Source organism: Micromonospora sp. DT15, from assembly GCF_049841475.1.
Classification (GTDB): Bacteria; Actinomycetota; Actinomycetes; order Mycobacteriales; family Micromonosporaceae; genus Micromonospora.
Genome location: NZ_JBNCKJ010000006.1, coordinates 73,498 through 93,630, shown reverse-complemented (window position 1 = coordinate 93,630; position 20,133 = coordinate 73,498). Strand labels below are relative to the sequence as shown.

Here is a 20,133-nt window from a genome sequence, read left to right as displayed (position 1 = left end):
GTCGTGGTGTCCATCCGTGACCGGGTCAAGCAGTTGGTTCCGACCCAGGTGACCACCCGGGTGAGGGAGTCGCTCGTCGACTACGGCGTTCGCACCAGCGACCGCCGGCCGCTGCCGGACTTCCTGATCATCGGGACCAAACGGGGTGGCACCACCTCCCTGTGGAACTACCTCATCCAGCACCCGTTGGTGCCCCGGCTCTTTCCCGCGTGGAACACCAAGTCGGCGCACTACTTCGAGGAGCACTGGGGCCGCGGCGAAGCCTGGTACCGCTCGCACTTCCCGACCGAGCGGCAGCGCGAGGCCCTGGCCAAGCGGCACGGCGGGCCGGTCCGGGTCGGTGAGGCCGCCCCGCTGTACATGTTCCACCCGCTCGCCGCGCAGCGGGTCTCCGCGCTGATGCCGTCGGTGAAGCTCATCGTGCTGCTGCGGGACCCGGTGGAGCGGGCGTACTCGCACTGGAAGGAACGCCGCACCCACGGCATCGAACCACTGGACTTCGCCGCCGCCCTCGCCGCCGAGCCGGAACGCACGGCGGGGGAGCGGGAGCGGTTGATCGCCGAGCCGGAGTCGTTCAGCGAGCCGTACGACTGGTACACGTACCGGGCCCGGGGGCGTTACCTGGAGCACCTGGAGCCGTGGCTGGAGCGCTTCGACTCCGGGCAGATCCTCTTCCTGCCCAGCGAGGACCTGTACCGCGACTCGCGGGCGACCTACCGACGGACCCTGGACTTCCTCGGTCTGCCGGCGTACGACCTGCCCAACTTCAAGGTCTACAACGATCGGCGCTCGGCACCGTTGGAGCCGAGCGTGCGCGCCGAGCTGACCGACTACTACCGGCCGTACAACGACGCGTTGCGGCAACGGCTCGGGCTGGACCTCGACTGGGCGGACCGGGCGGCGTGACGACAGGGGTGGGCCCGGCCACCGACCCGCGTTCGCGGGTGGACGGCCTGGGTTGGGTGAGCCGCGCGGTCTTCCCGGACGATCGGGTCGGCCTGACCGTGGCCGGTGCCCTGCCGGCCGGTCACCAGGCGGTGGCCCGGTACGCGGTGGTGCCGTCGGTCGCCCGGGCCCGGTTCCTGGTGCCGTTGGGCGCGCCCCGGGCCGGGGCGGCGTCCCTGTTGGCGTACAACGCCCTGCGGCCACCGAAGGTGCGCGCGCTGCGGGCGGTGCTCGGCGGGCTGGCCCGGTTCGGTCGGGCGGGGCTCGCGCCCTTTCCCACCTTGACCGTCTCGGTGCCGGCCGGGGTGCCGGCCGCGGAGCTGCTGCTGAGCGAGCGGCTCTCCGCCGACCTGGGTGACACGCCGCTGCTGGCCGCGTTCGGGGTCCGCCCACCCGACCCGAACGGCAAGCCCACCCTGCAACTCTTCAGTGCCGACGGGAGTCCGCGCGGCTACGCGAAGATCGGCTGGAACGACGCGACCCGCGCGCTGGTCAGCGCGGAGGCGGCGGCGCTGCGGGCGTTGCGCGAGGTGGTCGGTGTCGCCGATCATCCGACGCCGCCGCGGCTGCTCACCGAGACGTCGTGGGCGGGTCAGGTGGTCGCGGTGATCGAGCCGCTGCCCCCGGCGGTACGCGGGGTGCCGGTGGACGACCCGCCGCGGATCGCGGCGCTGCTCGCGGTCGCCCGGCGGGGCGGCCCGGAGGGCACACCTCGACCGCTGGTCGACTCGACCTTCCTGCGTCGGCTGGCCGATCAGGCCGGCCGGGCCGCCGCGACCGAGCCGGCCGGTGCGCGGGCGGTCGCCGCGGTCTCGGCGCTGGCCCGCATGCATGGCGACACCAGCGTCGAGTTCGGTCACTGGCATGGCGACTGGGTGCCGTGGAACCTGGGCTGGCACGCCGGCCGGTTGGTCGCCTGGGACTGGGAGCACAGCGGGCCGGACGTGCCGGTCGGCTTCGACCTGGCGCACGACGCGTTCCAGCGGGCCCTCGTGCTGCGCGGGGAGCCGGCCGACGCCGCCGCCTCGGCTGTGGACGGACACCTGAGCCGGCACGGCGAGCGGCTCGGCCTCGACGCCGCGCAGCGCCGGCTCGTCGCCGACGCGTACCTGGTGGAGATGTGGTTGCGGACGTGGCGGCTGGCCGACGCGGGCGCGGGCTGGAACGCCGCCCTGCATCCCGCACTCTTGGACGTCATCGAGAAAAGACATAGCGGCTGATCTGGAGGAATCGCGGCGACGACGGTGCGCCGCAGAGTGACGACATAATCGCAGGTGGTGATGACGATCGATGGACCTCGGACGTTCGGTGCACCGCACCGCCCGCTGTGGAGATCGTCGGCTCGGCCGGTCGCGCTATTCAACGACCGGGAATCGTGTGATCTGCTTCTGCCTGGCGTGAACTGAAATTCCAAGCGAACTTGTGGGGAGTCGCGTGGACACGAACAACGACGACAGTGGGGCACCGGTGCTGCTGCTGGTCGGCTCCAGCGGTGGCCATCTGGCCCAACTACTGGCCCTGCGGCCCTGGTACGAACAGTGGCGGCGCTGCTGGGTCACCTTCGACACCCCGGAGGCGGTGTCGCTGCTGGCCGGCGAGGACCTGGTGCCGGCGCACCACCCGACCACCCGCAACGTGCCGAACCTGCTGCGCAACGCGCTGCTGGCCTGGCGGGTGCTGCGGGCCCGGCGGGTCGCCGCCGTGGTCACCACAGGCGCCGGGGTGGCGGTGCCGTTCGTGGTGCTGGCCCGGCTGCGGCGCATCCCGACCGTCTACATCGAGGTGTACGACCGGATCGACACCCCGACGTTGACCGCTCGGCTCTGCCGGCCGTTCCTGTCCGCGATGCTCGTGCAGTGGGACGAGCAGCGCCGGCAGTACCCCGAGGCGACAGTCGTCGGGACGCTGCTGTGACCGGGGAGACGGGCACCGCCCGGCGTCCGCAACCCCGACCGGGCACCGAGGCGGCCCGCCTGCCGCGCCAGCGCGACAGCTCGGCGGTCGCCCAGCTCCGACTGCTGGTCGCGGTGGGCACCGACAAGCACCCCTTCGACCGGCTCGTCGACTGGTTGGCGCAGTGGCACGCGCAGGCTGCCGGCCCGATCGGGCTGACCATGCAGCACGGGCACACGACCGCGCCCCAGCTCAGCGGCGCGGTGCCGTTCCTCGGCCACGACGCGTTGCAACAGGCGATGATCGACGCGGATCTGGTGGTCTGCCACGGTGGCCCGGCGACCATCCTGGAAGCCCGCCGGCACGGCCACCTGCCCATCGTGGTGCCCCGCGACCCGGCTCGCGGTGAGCACGTCGACAACCACCAGCTCCTCTTCGCCCGCCGGCTCGGCGCCGCCGGGCTGGTGGCGCTCTGCGAGACCCGGGAGGCCCTGCACGACGCGTTGGCCGCCGGGCTGGCCGACCCGTCCCGGTACGCGGTGGCCGCCGACCCGGAGGCACACGAGGCACGACGGGCGGCGGTGGCCCGGGTCGGGCAGATCGTCGACGACCTGGTGGCCCGTTCGACCCCGCGCCCACCCCGGTGGCGGGCCTGGTCCCGGCCGCGCCCGGGTACGGAGGAGATTCGATGACCCAGCAGCCGACCGTCAGCGTCGTGGTACCCACCCGGGACCGCCCCGAGCTGCTGCGGGCCGCGGTGCGCGCGATCCTGGCACAGGATCACCCGGCCCTGATCGAGGTCGTCGTGGTGTTCGACCAGTCCGTGCCGGACGAGTCGCTGACCGAGCTGGGGAGCGGCCCGGCCCGCGTGGTGCGGGTGATCCGCAACGCCCGTACCCCCGGGTTGGCCGGTGCGCGCAACAGCGGCACCCTCGCCGCCGAGGGCGAGCTTGTCGCGTTCTGCGACGACGACGACGAGTGGCTGCCCGGCAAACTGGCCGCCCAGGTCGAGGCGCTGGCCGGCGACCCGGCCGCCGAGTTCGTCTGCTGCGGCATCCGGGTCAACTACGACGGGCACAGCGTCGACCGGGTGCTCGACAAGGACCGGATCACCCTGGACGACCTGCTCCGCGATCGGATGACGGAGCTGCACCCGTCGACCTTCCTGATCCGCGCCACCGCCTTGCGCGACGGGTTCGGGCTGGTCGACGAGGAGATCCCGGGCAGCTACGCGGAGGACTACGAGTTCCTGCTGCGGGCCGCGCGCAGCGCGCCTCTGATCAACCTGCGGACGCCGTCGGTGCTGGTCCGCTGGCACAAGCGCTCGTACTTCGCGCAGCGGTGGGACACCATCTCCGAGGCGTTGCAGTGGCTGCTCCAGCGCTACCCGGAGTTCGCCAGTCAACCGGCCGGCGAGGCCCGTGTCGCCGGGCAGATCGCGTTCGCCCAGGCCGCCTCCGGCGACCGCCGGGGCGCGCTGCGCTGGGCCCGGCGCACCCTGCGGAGCAACCCCCGCGAGCCGCGCGCCTACCTGGCCCTCGCCGTCGCGGGTCGGGTGGTCCGGGCCGACGCGGTGCTGCGCACCCTGCACAAGCGCGGTCGGGGGATCTGAGCCACCGTCGCGTCGCGCGTCGCGCGTCGCGCGTCGCAGTGGCGGGTGCAGAGCAAAGGCCGTCCGGTGGTTGCGTCGCGGATTGCCGCGGCGGCGGGTGCGGAGCAACGGATGTCCTGTTCAGCGGGCGGCGGCGTCCGCTGGGCGGGACGCCCCGGGGAGCGCGCCGCGTCGGTGGCCCGCCGTGACAGACTGACCGCTGTGTTGCGCTGGCTGACTGCAGGTGAATCGCACGGTCCCGCCCTCGTCGCGATGTTGGAGGGGGTGCCGGCCGGCATCGAGGTGACCACCACCGAGATCGCCGACGAGCTGGCCCGTCGACGGCTGGGCTACGGGCGGGGTGCCCGGATGTCGTTCGAGCGGGACGAGGTCGAGCTGCTCGGCGGCCTGCGGCACGGCGTGACCCTGGGCAGCCCGGTGGCGATCCGGGTCGGCAACTCCGAGTGGCCGAAGTGGCAGACCGTGATGGCCGCCGACCCGGTCGACCCCGACGAGCTGGCCCGGCAGGCCCGCAACGCCCCGCTGACCCGCCCCCGGCCGGGCCACGCCGACCTGGCCGGCATGCAGAAGTACGGCCACACCGACGCCCGGCCGATCCTGGAGCGCGCCAGCGCACGGGAGACCGCTGCCCGGGTGGCCGTCGGCACGGTGGCCAAGGCGCTGATCCGTCAGGCGCTCGGGATCGAGATCGTCTCGCACGTCGTCGAGCTGGGCCCGGTGGCCGCGAAGCCCGGGCTGCGTCCCACGCCGTCCGACGCCGCGCGGATCGACGCCGACCCGCTGCGCTGCCTCGACCCGGAGGCCAGCGCCCTGATGGTCGCCGAGGTCGATGCCGCGAAGAAGGCCGCCGACACCCTCGGCGGCGTGGTCGAGGTGCTGGCGTACGGGGTGCCACCGGGGCTGGGCAGCCACGTGCAGTGGGACCGCAAGCTCGACGCCCGGCTGGCCACCGCGCTGATGTCCATTCAAGCGATCAAGGGCGTGGAGATCGGCGACGGCTGGCAGCAGGCCCGGTCCCGTGGCTCGGAGGCGCACGACGAGATCATTCCGTCGGCCACCGGTGTCCGCCGGGTCACCGACCGGGCCGGCGGGCTGGAGGGTGGCATCACCACCGGCGAGCCGCTGCGGGTCCGCGCCGCGATGAAGCCGATCTCCTCGCTGAACCGGGCCCTCTCCACTGTGGACGTCACCACCGGTGAGCCGGCCACCGCGATCAACCAGCGTTCCGACGTCTGCGCGGTGCCCGCAGCGGCGGTCGTCGCCGAGGCGATGGTGGCGCTGGTGCTGGCCGAGGCGGCCACCGAGAAGTTCGGTGGAGACTCGATCGCCGAGATCCGCCGCAACCTGGCCGGGTACCTCGACGCGCTGGTCATCCGCTGATGGCACCGGTCGTCGTGCTGGTCGGTGCTCCCGGCTGCGGCAAGACCACTGTCGGCCGGGCGCTCGCCGCCACCCTCGGCGTGGAGTTCCGCGACACCGACACCGACATCGAGCAGATGGCCGGGAAGCCGATCCCGGAGATCTTCATCGACGAGGGTGAGGCGCACTTCCGTACCTTGGAACGGGCCGCCGTGGCCGCGGCGCTGGCCGGCGGCACCGGCGTGCTCGCCCTCGGCGGCGGCGCGGTGCTGGCCGAGGAGATCCGGGCGGCCCTGATCGGGCACCGGGTGGTGCACCTCTCGGTCGAGTTGCCCGACGCGGTCAAGCGGGTCGGGCTCGGCGCCGGCCGGCCGCTGCTGGCGATCAACCCACGGGCCACCCTCAAGTATTTGCTGGACCAGCGCCGGCCGCTCTACGCCGAGGTCGCCACCGAGACGGTGGTCACCGACGGCCGGGCCCCGGCGCAGGTCGTCGCGGACGTCGCCGCACTGCTCCCGCGCTGACGTCAGGCCCCGCGCCCTCGCGCCCCCCTTTGCGCCGATCTTGCACTTGCTGCTCTGACTTAAGGGGCATGAACCGCATCTCGGCAACTGAAAGTGCAAGATCGGCGGGGCTCGGGCGGGGGCGCGGGCGCGGGGGCAAAGGCAGCGGGGTCAGGTTTGGGCTATCAGGTCCAGGACGTCGGACAGGGCCTTCGGCTCGCTGAGCATCGGCCAGTGCCCGGTGGGCAACTCGTGCAGCTGGCTGTCGGCCAGTCCGGTGAAGAACGGATGCTCCTGTTGGATCATCTGCCGCACCACACCGAGCGGGAAGGTGCTGGCGACCAGCGCGGTCGGAACGGGGTGCCCGCCGGTGCGTCGGACCGGGTCGGTGGCGGTCCGCAGCGGCTGCGGGGTGGCCCGGGTACGCAGCAGCGCGAGCGTCGGCTCGTCCAGGCCGGCCAGGTTCGTCGGGTCGGCGGCCGGGTCCCAGGCCGGCGGCGGCAGCAGGTGCCCGGTGCCGATCGCTTCGCGTAGCCGCTGCTGCTCGTCCGGCGGCAGCGTGTCGAACTGTGCCGTGCCGTCCGGCAGCGGCCCACTCTCCACGTAGACGACCCGGGCGATCCGGTCCGGGATGCGGTCCGCCGCCTGGGCGACCGGCATCCCACCGCCGGAGTGCCCGACCAGCAGTACGTCGCGCAGGTCCTCGACCTCGATCAGTCGAACGATGTCGGTGGTGTGCGTGTCCAGGCCGACCTCCGGCCCGGCGAGGTGGTCGCGTTCGGCCACCCCGGTCAGCGTCATCGGATAGACCTCGTGCCCCTGCGACCGCAGCGCGGCGGTCACGTCCCGCCACGCCCAGGCACCCAACCAGAATCCCGGCACCAGCACGAATGTCGCCATCTGTGGCTCCTTCTCTCGGTTACCGACAGACCGTACGATCTATTCCGGACAGGATCCGCCCGGTTTGGAGGAATGGCCCGTGTCACATCCCGCGGGGCGGGTGCTGGCCCTGCTCGAACTGCTGCAGACCCGGCACCGGTCGACGGCCGCAGAACTCGCCGGCCACCTCGGGGTGGACGAGCGGACCGTGCGCCGGTACGCGACCACGCTCGTCGAGCTGGGCATTCCCGTCACCGCCGACCGGGGCCGCCACGGCGGCTACCGACTGCACCCCGGTTACAAGCTGCCGCCGCTGATGCTCACCGACGACGAGGCGGTGGCCGTGCTGCTCGGCCTCGTCGTCGCCGAACGGGTCGGGCTCGCCACCGAGCAGCCCGCCACCGCCACCGCGCTGGCGAAGATCCGCCGGGTGCTACCGGCCGCGCTCGCCGACCGGCTCGCCGCCGTCCAGGAACACCTGGGCTTCACCCTGCGCCGCCCGGAGGCGGAGCGCGGGCCAGCGTCCGGCACCTTGCTCGCGCTGGCCTCGGCCGCCCGGCACCGGCAGCGGGTGGCACTGGACTACCGCTCCTGGCGGGGCGAGCGGTCGCAGCGCGAACTCGACCCGTACGGGCTCGTCTTCCACGCCGGCCGTTGGTATGTCACCGGCCACGACCACCGACGCGGGGAGATTCGGACCTTCCGCCTGGACCGGATCGGCGCGGTGACGCCCGGCGTGGCGACGTTCACGGTGCCCGACGGCTTCGAGGCGGTGGCCTGGGTGACCCGGTCGCTGGCCGGCGTGCCGTACCGGCACGAGGTGGAGGTCGTGCTGGAGACCGACCTGGTCGCCGCCCGCCGCCGCATCCCGCCCAGCGTGGCCGAGCTGACCGCCACCACCGACGGGGTGCTGCTGCGGGCCCGAGCGGAGAGCCTGCCCGGGATGGCCGCGCTGCTCGCCGGGCTGGGCTGTCCGTTCACCGTGCGGCATCCGGACGCGCTGCGCGCCGCGGTGGCCGAGCACGCCCGCCGGTTGGCGGACTGGGCCGCTCGGCCAGCAGGTGGACAGCCGCCCTCCCCGCGCCGCCCGCTGGACTAGGCTGCCGGCGATGGACGAGGTGACCCGAATTCCGGTCGGCGGCGAGCGGCCGTACGACGTCTTGGTGGGACGTGACCTGCTGGGTGCGCTGCCTGGCCTGCTGCCCGGCGCGACCCGGGTGGCGGTGTTGCACGCGCCTCCGCTCAAGGCCCTCGCGGACGCGCTCGGCGAACGCCTGCGCGCCGCCGGCGTCGAGCCACTGCCGATCGAGGTGCCCGACGCCGAGTCGGGAAAGCACGTCGAGGTGGCCGCCGCCTGTTGGGACCGGCTCGGAGCGGCCGGCTTCACCCGTACCGACGCGGTGGTCGGGGTGGGCGGCGGCGCGGTGACCGACCTGGCCGGCTTCGTCGCGGCCTGCTGGTTGCGGGGTGTGCGCTGGGTGCCGGTGGCGACCTCGCTGCTGGGCATGGTGGATGCCGCGGTGGGCGGCAAGACGGGCATCAACACGGCCGCCGGCAAGAACCTGGTGGGCGCGTTCCACCCGCCGGTCGGGGTGTTGGCGGACCTGGCCACTCTGGACAGCCTGCCCGCTGTCGACCTGGCGGCCGGGTTGGCCGAGGTCGTCAAGTGCGGTTTCATCGCCGACCCGACGATCCTGGATCTCATCGAGAACGACCCGGAGGCCGCCACCGACCCCCGTGGGCCGGTGAGCCGGGAGCTGATCGAGCGGGCCATCCGGGTCAAGGCCGACGTGGTCGCCGGCGACCTGCGCGAGTCGGGCCTGCGGGAGGTGCTCAACTACGGTCACACCCTGGCCCACGCCATCGAGCAGAACGAGGGTTACCGCTGGCGGCACGGCCACGCCGTCGCTGTCGGTCTGGTGTACGCGGCCACGCTGGCGCGGCTCGCCGGGCGGTTGGACGCGCCGACCGCCGACCGGCACCGGGTCACGCTGAGCGCGCTGGGCCTGCCGGTGAGCTACCCGGCCGATGCCTGGCCGAAGCTGCTACCCACGATGCGGGTGGACAAGAAGGCCCGGGGCAGTCGGCTGCGCTTCGTGGTGCTCGACGGGCTGGCCCGCCCGGCGATGTTGGAGGGCCCCGACGACGCGTTGCTGGAGGCTGCCTACCGGGAGGTGGCAACCCCGTGAAGGTCTACGTGTTGAACGGGCCGAACCTGGGTCGGCTGGGCACCCGCGAGCCCGACGTGTACGGCGCGACCAGCTACGCGGACCTGGTGGCGCTCTGCGAGAGCACGGGTCGGGAGCTGGGGCTGGCGGTGACGGTCCGGCAGACCGACGCGGAGCACGAGCTGCTCGGCTGGCTGCACGCGGCGGCCGACGAGGGCGCCGCTGTGGTGCTCAACCCGGCCGCCTGGTCGCACTACTCGTACGCGGTGCGCGACGCCTGCGCCATGCTGCGCGGGCCGCTGGTGGAGGTGCACATCTCCAACATCCACACCCGTGAGGAGTTCCGGCACCACTCGGTGGTCTCGGCGGTGGCGACCGGGGTGATCTGCGGTCTCGGTATCGACGGATATCGTCTCGCTCTGCACCATCTGGCCACCCGCTGAGGGCCCACCGACTGGGCGCTCCGAACGGGGGGCCGACCGATTCGACGCAGCTTGTAGACTTGCCAGGTCTGTCCGCCAATTGATGATCAAGGCAGGAAATGGCCTCCACCAACGACCTCAAAAACGGCCTGGTACTCAACCTTGACGGCGAGCTCTGGGCCGTCGTCGAGTTCCAGCACGTCAAGCCCGGTAAGGGTGGTGCCTTCGTGCGCACCACGCTGAAGAACGTGCTGTCCGGGAAGGTGGTCGACAAGACCTTCAACGCGGGCACCAAGGTCGAAACCGCGACCGTTGACAAGCGCACGATGCAGTACCTGTACGCCGACGGTGAGGACTTCGTCTTCATGGATCTGGAGACCTTCGACCAGATCACCGTGCCCGGTGGCACCGTCGGTGAGGCAGCCAACTACCTGCTGCCCGAGGCGGAGGCGACCGTCGCCCAGCACGAGGGTGTGCCGCTCTACATCGAGCTGCCCACCAGCGTCGTGCTGGAGGTCACCTACACCGAGCCGGGCCTGCAGGGCGACCGTTCGACCGGCGGCACCAAGCCGGCGACCGTGGAGACCGGCGCCACCGTGCCGGTTCCGCTGTTCATCACCACCGGCGAGAAGATCAAGGTCGACACCCGCGACGGCCGTTACCTCGGCCGCGCCTGATGGCTGAGGGTTCCAAGCAGCAGATGCCGGCGCGCCGCAAGGCGCGCAAGCGGGCGCTGGATGTCCTTTACGAGGCCGACCTGCGGGACAAGCCTCCGGTGGAGGTGCTCGCCGGCTACGTGCAGCGGATCGAGCAGCCCCGGCCGGAGCACCTCGGCTACGCGGTGGGTCTGGTCGAGGGGGTTGCCGAGCACCTCAACCGGATCGACGAGCTGATCGCCAGCTACGCCGAGGGTTGGACGCTGGAGCGGATGCCGGTCGTCGACCGTAATCTGGCCCGGATCGCCGTCTACGAGTTGCTCTACGTCGACGAGATCGACGACGCGGTGGCGATCAGCGAGGCCGTCGAGCTGGCTCGGCAGATGTCGACGGACGATTCGCCGCGCTTCCTCAACGGGGTGCTCGGCCGCATCGCCGAGTACGCCACCCGCTGAGCGTCCGCACCGGACACCGCTGATCCGAAAGGGCCCGTGCCAGCCGGCACGGGCCCTTTCGGTGAAGCGGCAGATCAGGTGGAACGGCAGATCAGGAGGCGAAGAACGCCCGGGGGTCGGCCACCAGCACGCCGTGCTCGGTGAGCCGCTCGATCAGGCCCGACGGTGAGGCGTCGTAGACGATCGCGAGCGCCCGCAGGTCGTCGGCGCGGATGGAGAGCACCCGGCCGTTGTAGTCGCCGCGCTGCTGCTGGATGGCGCGGGCGTAGCGGGCGACGTAGGCCAGGTCCTCGGAGGCCTCGTCGTAGAGCCGCTCCAGGTCCAGGACAATCTTGCTGGTGGGCTCGTGACGGACGCCACTGCCGTCAGGCAGCAGCTCCGAGACGGGTACGCGGTAGAACTCGGCCAACTCGGCCAGACGGGACACCGTCACGGCCCGGTCGCCACGCTCGTAAGAGCCGACCACCACGGCCTTCCACCGCCCGTTCGACTTCTCCTCCACACCCTGCAGGGAGAGACCCTGCTGCTGGCGGATGGAGCGCAGGCGGGCGCCCAGAGACTTGGCGTATTCAGAGGGCATTCGGACACTCCCAGTGCTGCTCGGGGTTCTCCCGTCGATCGCTACGGAGCGTGACGGTACGGGGAATGCGACACGTGGTCAAGTGGTCGTGCCCCTACCGTTGCGGAGCGTCCGGGGAGTTTTCTCCTTTTCCGGTACCTGACCCGGTGGTCAGTGGCCGCCGGCCATCACCCCGGTGACCACTGGTAACGTGGCGGAAGCCCCGGTCCAGGTCCGCTGTGCGGTCCGGCCGGAGGTGCCCGACATCCTTTAACGACCCGTCCCGTGAGGCGGGGAAGGAGGTCCGCCGTGGCGTACCCACAGGCTGCCCGCTCGTCACCACCGCAACAACCCTCGGTGAAGGTGATCCTCGCCAGCGCCGACGTGCAACGCGTGGTCGACCGCATCGCCCACCAGATCCTGGAGAAGACCCAGGGCGCCGCCAACACGGTGCTGCTGGGGATTCCCACCCGGGGCACCCCCCTCGCCCGGCGGCTCGCCGACCGGATCAGCACCTTCGAGGACGTCGCCGTCCCGGTCGGTGTGCTCGACATCACCCTGTACCGCGACGACCTCCGTCGGCACGCCACCCGCGCGGTGGGTCCGACCGAGCTGCCCCCCGGCGGGATCGACGGCAAACGGGTCATCCTGGTCGACGACGTGCTCTTCTCCGGCCGCACCGTCCGGGCCGCGCTCGACGCGCTCAACGACGTGGGCCGCCCGGCCTCGGTCCAGCTCGCCGTCCTGGTCGACCGGGGCCACCGGGAGTTGCCGATCCGCGCCGACTACGTCGGCAAGAACATCCCGACCTCGCTCGCCGAGAGCGTGAAGGTGACGCTCGCCGAGATCGACGGGACGGACGAGGTCAAGCTGTACGGGGGAACTGCCTCATGATCAAGCACCTGCTCTCCGGCGGGGACCTGGACGCCGACACCGCCACCGAGATCCTGGACACCGCCGCCGAGATGGCCACCGTCGCCGGCCGGGAGATCAAGAAGCTTCCCGCGCTGCGCGGACGGACCGTGGTGAACCTCTTCTACGAGGACTCCACGCGTACCCGGATCTCCTTCGAGGCGGCGGCGAAGCGGCTCAGCGCCGACGTGATCAACTTTTCCGCGAAGGGGTCCAGCGTCACCAAGGGTGAGAGCCTGAAGGACACCGCGTTGACCCTGCAAGCCATGGGCGCGGACGCCGTCGTCGTCCGACACCCCGCCTCCGGCGCGCCGCACCGCCTGGCCAACTGGGTGGACGGGTCGGTCGTCAACGCCGGCGACGGCACCCACGAGCACCCCACCCAGGCGTTGCTGGACGCGTACACCATGCGGGCCCGTCTGGGCCGGCTCGCCGGCCTGTCGGTCGCGGTGGTCGGGGACGTGCTGCACTCCCGGGTGGCCCGCTCCAACGTGCTGCTGCTCTCCACCCTCGGCGCCAAGGTCACCCTGGTCGGCCCGCCGACCCTCATCCCGGTCGACATCGCGGGCGCCCTCGCGCCCGGCACCGACGTCTCCTACGACCTCGACTCCGTCCTGCCGAACGTGGACGTGGTGATGATGCTGCGCGTGCAGCGGGAGCGGATGAACGACTCCTACTTCCCCTCCGCGCGCGAGTACGCCCGCCGCTACGGTCTGGACGGGCCCCGGATGCGCCGGCTGCCCGAGCACGCGATCGTCATGCACCCCGGCCCGATGAACCGGGGGATGGAGATCACCCCCGAGGTCGCCGACTCACCCCGCTCCACCATCGTCGAACAGGTCACCAACGGGGTCTCCGTGCGGATGGCTGTCCTTTACCTGCTGCTCGGAGGGAACAACCGGTGACCGCGTACCTGATCACCAGCGTGAGTGTCGTCGGCGCCGCGCCGACCGACCTGCTGATCCGCGACGGCGTGATCGCCGAGGTCGGCCCCGGCCTGACCGCGCCGGACGCCACAGTCGTCGACGGCACCGGCCTGGTCGCCCTGCCCGGCCTCGTCGACCTGCACACCCACCTGCGCGAGCCCGGCCGGGAGGACGCCGAGACCGTCGAGTCCGGTTCCCGGGCGGCCGCGCTGGGCGGCTACACGGCGGTCTGCGCGATGGCCAACACCTCCCCGGTGGCGGACACCGCCGGCGTGGTCGAGCAGGTCTGGCGGCTCGGCCGCGAGGCCGGTCTGGTCGACGTGCAGCCGATCGGCGCGGTCACCGTCGGGCTGGCCGGCGAGCGACTGGCCGAGCTGGGCGCGATGGCCGACTCGGCGGCCCGGGTGCGGATCTTCTCCGACGACGGGCACTGCGTCGCCGACCCGAAGTTGATGCGCCGAGCACTGGAGTACGTGAAGGCGTTCGACGGGATCATCGCCCAGCACGCCGAGGAGCCCCGGCTCACCGAGGGCGCCCAGATGCACGAGGGTGAGGTCTCCACCCGGCTCGGCCTGATCGGCTGGCCGGCGGTCGCCGAGGAGGCGATCATCGCCCGGGACGTGCTGCTCGCCGAGCACGTGGGCAGCCGACTGCACGTCTGCCACGTCTCCACCGCCGGCAGCGTCGAGGTGCTGCGCCAGGCGAAGGCGCGCGGGGTACGCGTGACCGCCGAGGTGACCCCGCACCACCTGCTGCTCACCGACGAACGGGCGGAAAGCTACGACCCGGTCTACAAGGTGAACCCGCCGCTGCGCACCGCCGCGGACATCGCCGCGCTGCGCGCCGCCCTCGCCGACGGGGTGATCGACGTGATCGCCACCGACCACGCGCCGCACGCCGTGGAGGACAAGGAGTGCGAGTGGGCGTACGCCCGACCGGGGATGCTCGGTCTGGAGACGGCCCTCTCCATCGCGCTGGACGTGCTCGGCCCCGAGTGGGACCTGATCGCCGAGCGGATGTCGCGCACCCCCGCACGGATCGCCGGCCTCTCCGGGCACGGGGTCGACCCCGCGCCGGGTGTGCCGGCCAACCTGACCCTGATCGACCCGGCCGCCCACCGCACCATCGATCCGGCGGAGCTGGCCAGTCGCAGTCGCAACACCCCGTACGCCCGCATGACGCTGCCAGGTCGCATCGTGGCGACCTTCCTGCGTGGCGAGCCGACGGTCCTGGACGGAAAGGCTGTCAAGTAATGGTCAAGCGCAGACCCGCAATCCTGGTGCTGGAGGACGGGCGTACGTTCCCCGGCGAGGCGTACGGCAGCGTCGGAGAGACCTTCGGTGAGGCGGTCTTCAACACCGGCATGACCGGTTACCAGGAGACCCTCACCGACCCGTCGTACCACCGTCAGGTGGTGGTGCAGACCGCGCCACACATCGGCAACACCGGCGTCAACGGCGAGGACGACGAGTCCGGTCGGATCTGGGTGGCCGGCTACGTCGTGCGCGACCCGGCCCGGATCGGCTCGAACTGGCGGGCCACCGGTGGTCTCGAGGACCGTCTCGCCACCGAGGGTGTGGTGGGCATCAGTGGCGTGGACACCCGGGCGCTGACCCGGCACCTGCGCGAGCGGGGCGCCATGCGGGTGGGCATCTCCAGCATCGACAACGACCCGCAGAGCCTGCTGGCCCGGGTCCGTCAGGCGCCGCAGATGGTCGGCGCGGACCTGTCCGCCGAGGTGAGCACCGCCGAGCCGTACGTCGTCGAGGCTGTCGGCGAGCACCGGTTCACGGTGGCGGCACTGGACCTGGGCATCAAGCGCAACGTGCCCCGCCGGCTCGCCGCGCGCGGGGTGACCACCCACGTCCTGCCGGCCGGATCGAGCATCGACGACCTGCTCGCCACCGGCGCGGACGCGGTCTTCTTCTCGCCCGGCCCGGGTGACCCGGCGACCGCCGACGCGCCGGTGGCGCTGGCCCGGGAGGTGCTGACCCGGCGGATCCCGCTGTTCGGCATCTGCTTCGGCAGCCAGATCCTCGGTCGGGCGCTCGGCTTCGGCACCTACAAGCTGGGCTACGGCCACCGGGGGATCAACCAGCCGGTGCTCGACCGGGCCACCGGCAAGGTCGAGGTGACCAGCCACAACCATGGCTTCGCCGTCCAGGTGCCCGGCGCCGGCGTCGGCGCCGTCGTTCCCGACCAGGTGATCGACACCGACTTCGGCGGCGTTCAGGTGTCCCATGTCTGCCTCAATGACAACGTGGTCGAGGGGCTGCGGGCGATCGACGTGCCCGCGTTCACGGTGCAGTACCACCCGGAGGCGGCGGCCGGCCCGCACGACGCCGACTACCTCTTCGACCGTTTCGCCGACTTGATCGAAGGTCGGAACCACAGCAAGGGGCGCAGCAATGCCTAAGCGGACCGATCTCCAGCACATCCTCGTGATCGGCTCCGGGCCGATCGTCATCGGGCAGGCCTGCGAGTTCGACTACTCGGGCACCCAGGCGTGCCGGGTGCTGCGCAGCGAGGGGATCCGGGTCAGCCTGGTCAACTCCAACCCGGCGACGATCATGACGGACCCGGAGTTCGCCGACGCCACGTACGTCGAGCCGATCACCCCGGAGTTCGTGGAGCTGGTCATCGCCAAGGAGCGCCCGGATGCGATCCTCGCGACCCTCGGCGGGCAGACCGCGCTGAACACGGCCGTCGCCCTGCACGAGGCCGGCGTCCTGGAGAAGTACGGCGTGGAGCTGATCGGCGCGAACATCGACGCCATCAACCGCGGCGAGGACCGGCAGCTGTTCAAGGAGATCGTCGCGAAGGCCGGCGTACGGCTGGGCGTCGACGACCCGACCGGGCTGGTGCCCCGCTCGCGGGTCTGCCACTCCATGGACGAGGTCGAGGCGACCGTCGCCGAGCTGGGCCTGCCGGTGGTGATCCGGCCGTCGTTCACCATGGGTGGCCTGGGTTCCGGCATGGCGCACACCCCGGAGGACCTGGCCCGCATCGCCGGCGACGGCCTGTCCGCCAGCCCGGTGCACGAGGTGCTCATCGAAGAGAGCGTGCTCGGCTGGAAGGAGTACGAGCTCGAGCTGATGCGCGACCGGCACGACAACGTGGTGGTGGTCTGCTCGATCGAGAACATCGACCCGATGGGCGTGCACACCGGTGACAGCGTCACAGTGGCCCCGGCCATGACGCTCACCGACCGGGAGTACCAGCACCTGCGTGACCTGGGCATCGCCGTGCTGCGTGAGGTCGGGGTGGACACCGGCGGCTGCAACATCCAGTTCGCGGTCAACCCGGTCGACGGCCGGATCGTCGTCATCGAGATGAACCCCCGGGTGTCGCGGTCCTCGGCGCTGGCCTCCAAGGCGACCGGTTTCCCGATCGCGAAGATCGCCGCGAAGCTGGCCATCGGCTACACCCTCGACGAGATCCCCAACGACATCACCCTGAAGACGCCGGCGGCGTTCGAGCCGACCCTGGACTACGTGGTGGTGAAGATCCCCCGGTTCGCGTTCGAGAAGTTCCCCGGCGCGGACCCGGAGCTGACCACCACGATGAAGTCGGTGGGCGAGGCGATGAGCCTCGGACGCAACTTCACCGAGGCGCTGAACAAGGCGATGCGCTCGATGGAAACCAAGTCGGCCGGTTTCTGGAGTGTGCCGGACCCTGCCGGCGTCACCCTGGCCGACACCCTCGCGGCGCTGCGTATCCCGCACGACGGCCGGCTGTACACGGTGGAGCGGGCGCTGCGGCTCGGGGCGTCGATCGCCGAGGTGGCCGAGGCGTCCGGCGGGATCGACCCGTGGTTCCTGGACCAGATCGCCGCGCTGATCGAGCTGCGCGCTGAGATCGTCGACGCGCCGGTGCTCGACGCCGACCTGCTGCGTCGTGCCAAGCGGGCCGGTCTGTCCGACCGGCAGCTCGCCGCGCTGCGCCCGGAGCTGGCCGCCGAGGACGGCGTGCGGACCCTGCGCCACCGCCTGGACGTGCGCCCGGTCTACAAGACCGTGGACACCTGCGCGGCCGAGTTCGAGGCGACCACGCCGTACCACTACTCGACGTACGACCTGGAGACCGAGGTCGTGCCGTCGGACCGGCCGAAGGTGCTGATCCTGGGCTCCGGCCCGAACCGGATCGGGCAGGGCATCGAGTTCGACTACTCCTGCGTGCACGCCGTGCAGGCTCTGCGGTCGGCCGGTTACGAGACGGTCATGGTCAACTGCAACCCGGAGACGGTCTCCACCGACTACGACACCGCCGACCGGCTCTACTTCGAGCCGTTGACCTTCGAGGACGTCCTGGAGGTCTGGCACGCCGAGGATTCGTCCGGCCGGGCGGCCGGCGGGCCGGGCGTGGTCGGGGTGGTCGTCCAGCTCGGCGGGCAGACCCCGCTGGGGCTGGCGCAGCGGCTCAAGAACGCCGGTGTGCCGATCGTGGGCACCTCCCCGGAGTCGATCCACCTGGCCGAGGAGCGCGGCGCGTTCGGCGCGGTGCTGGCCCGCGCCGGCCTGCGCGCACCGGCGCACGGCATGGCCACCTCGTACGACGAGGCCAAGACGATCGCCGACGAGATCGGCTACCCGGTGCTGGTCCGGCCGTCGTACGTGCTGGGCGGGCGGGGCATGGAGATCGTCTACGACGACCCGACGCTGCGCGACTACATCGGCCGGGCCACCGACATCTCCCCGGACCACCCGGTGCTGGTGGACAGGTTCCTCGACGACGCCATCGAGATCGACGTGGACGCGCTGTGCGACGCCGACGGCGAGGTCTACATCGGTGGCGTGATGGAGCACATCGAGGAGGCGGGCATCCACTCCGGCGACTCGTCGTGCGCGCTCCCGCCGATCACCCTCGCGGGCTCGCACCTGGCCGAGGTCCGCCGCTACACCGAGGCCATCGCGCGTGGCGTCGGGGTCCGTGGCCTGCTCAACGTGCAGTACGCCCTCAAGGACGACGTGCTGTACGTGCTGGAGGCCAACCCGCGCGCGTCGCGGACCGTCCCGTTCGTCTCCAAGGCCACGGCGGTGCCGCTGGCCAAGGCGGCGGCCCGGATCGCGCTCGGTGCGAGCGTCGCCGACCTGCGCGCCGAGGGCCTGCTGCCGGCGACGGGGGACGGGGGCACGATGCCGGCCGACGCGCCGGTCGCGGTCAAGGAGGCGGTGCTGCCGTTCAAGCGTTTCCGGACCCGCGCGGGCAAGGGGATCGACTCGCTGCTCGGGCCGGAGATGAAGTCGACCGGCGAGGTGATGGGCATCGACACCAACTTCGGGCACGCCTTCGCCAAGAGCCAGTCGGCCGCGTACGGGTCGCTGCCGACCGCTGGGAAGATCTTCGTCTCGGTGGCCAACCGGGACAAGCGCGGCATGATCTTCCCGATCAAGCGGCTGGCTGATCTGGGCTTCGAGATCGTCGCCACCGCCGGCACGGCCGAGGTGCTGCGCCGGCACGGCATCGCCTGTGAGCAGATCCGGAAGCACTACCAGGCCGGTGCGGGCGACGACGCGGTGTCGCTGATCGGCGGCGGCCACGTGGCGCTGGTGATTAACACGCCGCAGGGCTCGGGCGCCAGCGCCCGTTCCGACGGCTACGAGATCCGCAGCGCGGCCGTCACGGCGGACATCCCGTGCATCACCACGGTTCCCGGAGCCGCCGCGGCGGTGATGGGCATCGAGGCGCGGATCCGCGGCGACATGCAGGTCCGCCCCCTGCAGGACCTGCACGCCACTCTGCGGGCGGCCCAGTGACACTGTTCGAGCAGGTCGTACGACCCGGTTTGTTCCGGATCGGCGGTGGCGACGCCGAGGCGGCGCACGAGTGGACGCTGCGGCGATTGGCGGCCCTGTCGCGGCGGCCGGCCGCGCTCGCCGCGCTGCGGGCCCGCTACGCGGTCGACGCGCCGCGCACGGTGTTCGGGGTGCGGTTCCCCAACCCGGTCGGGTTGGCCGCCGGGATGGACAAGGACGGCGCGGCGCTGCCGGCCTGGCCGGCGCTCGGCTTCGGTTTCGTGGAGGTCGGCACGGTCACCGCGCACGCCCAACCGGGCAACCCCCGGCCGCGGCTGTTCCGGCTGCCGGCCAGCGAGGCGGTGGTCAACCGGATGGGCTTCAACAACGCCGGGGCCGCCGCGCTGGCCGCCCGGTTGGCGGCGCTGCCGCGCCCGCTCGGGGTGCCGCTGGGCATCTCGCTGGGCAAGTCCAAGGTGACAGCGCTGGACGAGGCGGTCGAGGACTACCTCGCCTCGTACCGGGCGCTGCGCGGGCACGGCGACTACTTCGCGGTGAACGTGTCCTCACCGAACACCCCGGGTCTGCGGTCGTTGCAGGACCGTGCCCACCTGGACGCGCTGCTCGGCGCGTTGGTGGGGGAGAAGCCGGTGCTGGTCAAGATCGCGCCAGACCTGACCGAGGCGGCGATCGCCGAGCTGTTGGAGGTCTGCCTGGCCCGGGGTGCCGCCGGGGTGATCGCCACCAACACCACGCTGTCCCGGGACGGGCTGGCCGACGTCGACGTCGAGCGTGGCGGGCAGGCCGGCGGCCTCTCGGGTCGGCCGCTCACCGGGCGGGCCCGTGACGTGGTCGCCTTCGTCCACTCCGAGACCGGCGGCCGGCTGCCGATCGTCGGCGTCGGGGGTGTGCTGGACCCGGACGACGCGGCGCGGATGTTCGATGCGGGCGCCGACCTGGTGCAGCTCTACACCGGTTTCATCTACCGCGGACCGGCCCTGGTCCGCGCCGCCGCCCGCGCGGCGGCCGCAACGGCGGCACCGGAAGCGGTCGCCGGCCGGTGACCGCCGCCGGTGCGGTGCCGGCCCGGCGCAACGGGGTGCCGGGCC

At 72.2% G+C, this 20,133-nt stretch carries 20 protein-coding genes; 18 read left to right on the top strand and 2 right to left on the bottom strand.

The annotated features are described in order from the left end of the window. Positions 1-3 precede the first annotated feature (3 nt). From ACLQ3F_RS15095 to ACLQ3F_RS15065, 7 genes are all read left to right on the top strand, one after another. Positions 4-906, top strand: coding sequence for a sulfotransferase domain-containing protein (locus tag ACLQ3F_RS15095; protein WP_425849808.1), 903 nt, complete (start codon positions 4-6; stop codon positions 904-906). Beyond that, entirely contained in the window at positions 903-2,165 is a 1,263-nt protein-coding gene (locus ACLQ3F_RS15090) for a hypothetical protein (RefSeq protein WP_425849433.1), read from the top strand. The genes ACLQ3F_RS15095 and ACLQ3F_RS15090 overlap by 4 nt, the downstream gene beginning before the upstream one ends. Positions 2,166-2,379: 214 nt before the next feature. Further along, entirely contained in the window at positions 2,380-2,859 is a 480-nt protein-coding gene (locus ACLQ3F_RS15085) for a UDP-N-acetylglucosamine--LPS N-acetylglucosamine transferase (RefSeq protein WP_124821238.1), read from the top strand. Continuing rightward, positions 2,856-3,530, top strand: coding sequence for a glycosyltransferase (locus tag ACLQ3F_RS15080; RefSeq protein WP_357196188.1), 675 nt, complete (start codon positions 2,856-2,858; stop codon positions 3,528-3,530). Before ACLQ3F_RS15085 ends, ACLQ3F_RS15080 begins: the two co-directional genes overlap by 4 nt. Next, positions 3,527-4,450: a glycosyltransferase family 2 protein gene (locus tag ACLQ3F_RS15075; protein ID WP_425849431.1), complete on the top strand. Its 924-nt coding sequence runs from the start codon at positions 3,527-3,529 to the stop codon at positions 4,448-4,450. Before ACLQ3F_RS15080 ends, ACLQ3F_RS15075 begins: the two co-directional genes overlap by 4 nt. A 201-nt stretch (positions 4,451-4,651) precedes the next feature. Continuing rightward, a complete protein-coding gene (gene aroC, locus ACLQ3F_RS15070; RefSeq protein ID WP_357196238.1) occupies positions 4,652-5,830 on the top strand; it encodes a chorismate synthase in 1,179 nt (392 codons plus the stop codon). Beyond that, positions 5,830-6,333: a shikimate kinase gene (locus ACLQ3F_RS15065; protein WP_425849428.1), complete on the top strand. Its 504-nt coding sequence runs from the start codon at positions 5,830-5,832 to the stop codon at positions 6,331-6,333. The genes aroC and ACLQ3F_RS15065 overlap by 1 nt, the downstream gene beginning before the upstream one ends. 150 nt (positions 6,334-6,483) lie before the next feature. Here the strand turns inward: ACLQ3F_RS15065 and ACLQ3F_RS15060 are convergent, their stop codons facing one another. After that, a complete protein-coding gene (locus tag ACLQ3F_RS15060; protein ID WP_425849425.1) occupies positions 6,484-7,212 on the bottom strand; it encodes an alpha/beta fold hydrolase in 729 nt (242 codons plus the stop codon). A 79-nt stretch (positions 7,213-7,291) separates the two neighbouring features. On the opposite strand from ACLQ3F_RS15060, the gene ACLQ3F_RS15055 reads away from it, so the two are divergent. The 5 genes from ACLQ3F_RS15055 to nusB all read left to right on the top strand — a co-directional run bounded on the left by ACLQ3F_RS15055 (position 7,292) and on the right by nusB (position 10,892). Continuing rightward, on the top strand, positions 7,292-8,290 hold the full coding sequence (locus ACLQ3F_RS15055) for a helix-turn-helix transcriptional regulator (protein WP_357196201.1): 999 nt from the start codon (positions 7,292-7,294) through the stop codon (positions 8,288-8,290). A gap of 10 nt (positions 8,291-8,300) precedes the next feature. Continuing rightward, positions 8,301-9,380, top strand: coding sequence for a 3-dehydroquinate synthase (gene aroB, locus ACLQ3F_RS15050; protein ID WP_357260334.1), 1,080 nt, complete (start codon positions 8,301-8,303; stop codon positions 9,378-9,380). Beyond that, positions 9,377-9,802 carry a type II 3-dehydroquinate dehydratase gene (gene aroQ / locus ACLQ3F_RS15045; protein ID WP_396794527.1) on the top strand — a complete coding sequence of 142 codons (426 nt, stop codon included), beginning with the start codon at positions 9,377-9,379 and terminating at the stop codon, positions 9,800-9,802. Before aroB ends, aroQ begins: the two co-directional genes overlap by 4 nt. A gap of 98 nt (positions 9,803-9,900) precedes the next feature. Next, a complete protein-coding gene (gene efp, locus ACLQ3F_RS15040; RefSeq protein ID WP_007458344.1) occupies positions 9,901-10,458 on the top strand; it encodes an elongation factor P in 558 nt (185 codons plus the stop codon). Between the two features lie 23 nt (positions 10,459-10,481). Then, positions 10,482-10,892 carry a transcription antitermination factor NusB gene (gene nusB, locus ACLQ3F_RS15035; protein WP_184188983.1) on the top strand — a complete coding sequence of 137 codons (411 nt, stop codon included), beginning with the start codon at positions 10,482-10,484 and terminating at the stop codon, positions 10,890-10,892. Positions 10,893-10,983: 91 nt separating this feature from the next. On the opposite strand, the gene ACLQ3F_RS15030 is transcribed toward nusB, so the two are convergent. Beyond that, positions 10,984-11,472 carry a transcriptional regulator BldD gene (locus ACLQ3F_RS15030; protein WP_007458348.1) on the bottom strand — a complete coding sequence of 163 codons (489 nt, stop codon included), beginning with the start codon at positions 11,470-11,472 and terminating at the stop codon, positions 10,984-10,986. Positions 11,473-11,760: 288 nt separating this feature from the next. Between ACLQ3F_RS15030 and pyrR the strand changes: the two genes are divergently transcribed. Genes pyrR through ACLQ3F_RS15000 form a run of 6 tightly spaced genes read left to right on the top strand, consistent with a single transcriptional unit; the run spans position 11,761 to position 20,088 of the window. After that, positions 11,761-12,345, top strand: a complete 585-nt coding sequence (gene pyrR / locus ACLQ3F_RS15025; RefSeq protein ID WP_357196210.1) for a bifunctional pyr operon transcriptional regulator/uracil phosphoribosyltransferase PyrR — start codon at positions 11,761-11,763, stop codon at positions 12,343-12,345. After that, complete coding sequence (locus ACLQ3F_RS15020) at positions 12,342-13,268, top strand: aspartate carbamoyltransferase catalytic subunit (RefSeq protein WP_030335650.1); 927 nt, start codon at positions 12,342-12,344, stop codon at positions 13,266-13,268. Before pyrR ends, ACLQ3F_RS15020 begins: the two co-directional genes overlap by 4 nt. After that, on the top strand, positions 13,265-14,542 hold the full coding sequence (locus ACLQ3F_RS15015) for a dihydroorotase (protein ID WP_425849419.1): 1,278 nt from the start codon (positions 13,265-13,267) through the stop codon (positions 14,540-14,542). Before ACLQ3F_RS15020 ends, ACLQ3F_RS15015 begins: the two co-directional genes overlap by 4 nt. Further along, positions 14,542-15,705, top strand: coding sequence for a glutamine-hydrolyzing carbamoyl-phosphate synthase small subunit (gene carA, locus ACLQ3F_RS15010; RefSeq protein ID WP_425849417.1), 1,164 nt, complete (start codon positions 14,542-14,544; stop codon positions 15,703-15,705). Before ACLQ3F_RS15015 ends, carA begins: the two co-directional genes overlap by 1 nt. Then, complete coding sequence (gene carB / locus ACLQ3F_RS15005; RefSeq protein WP_425849415.1) at positions 15,698-19,045, top strand: carbamoyl-phosphate synthase large subunit; 3,348 nt, start codon at positions 15,698-15,700, stop codon at positions 19,043-19,045. Before carA ends, carB begins: the two co-directional genes overlap by 8 nt. Continuing rightward, positions 19,042-20,088, top strand: a complete 1,047-nt coding sequence (locus ACLQ3F_RS15000; protein WP_425849412.1) for a quinone-dependent dihydroorotate dehydrogenase — start codon at positions 19,042-19,044, stop codon at positions 20,086-20,088. Before carB ends, ACLQ3F_RS15000 begins: the two co-directional genes overlap by 4 nt. The last annotated feature ends 45 nt before the right edge of the window (positions 20,089-20,133 follow it).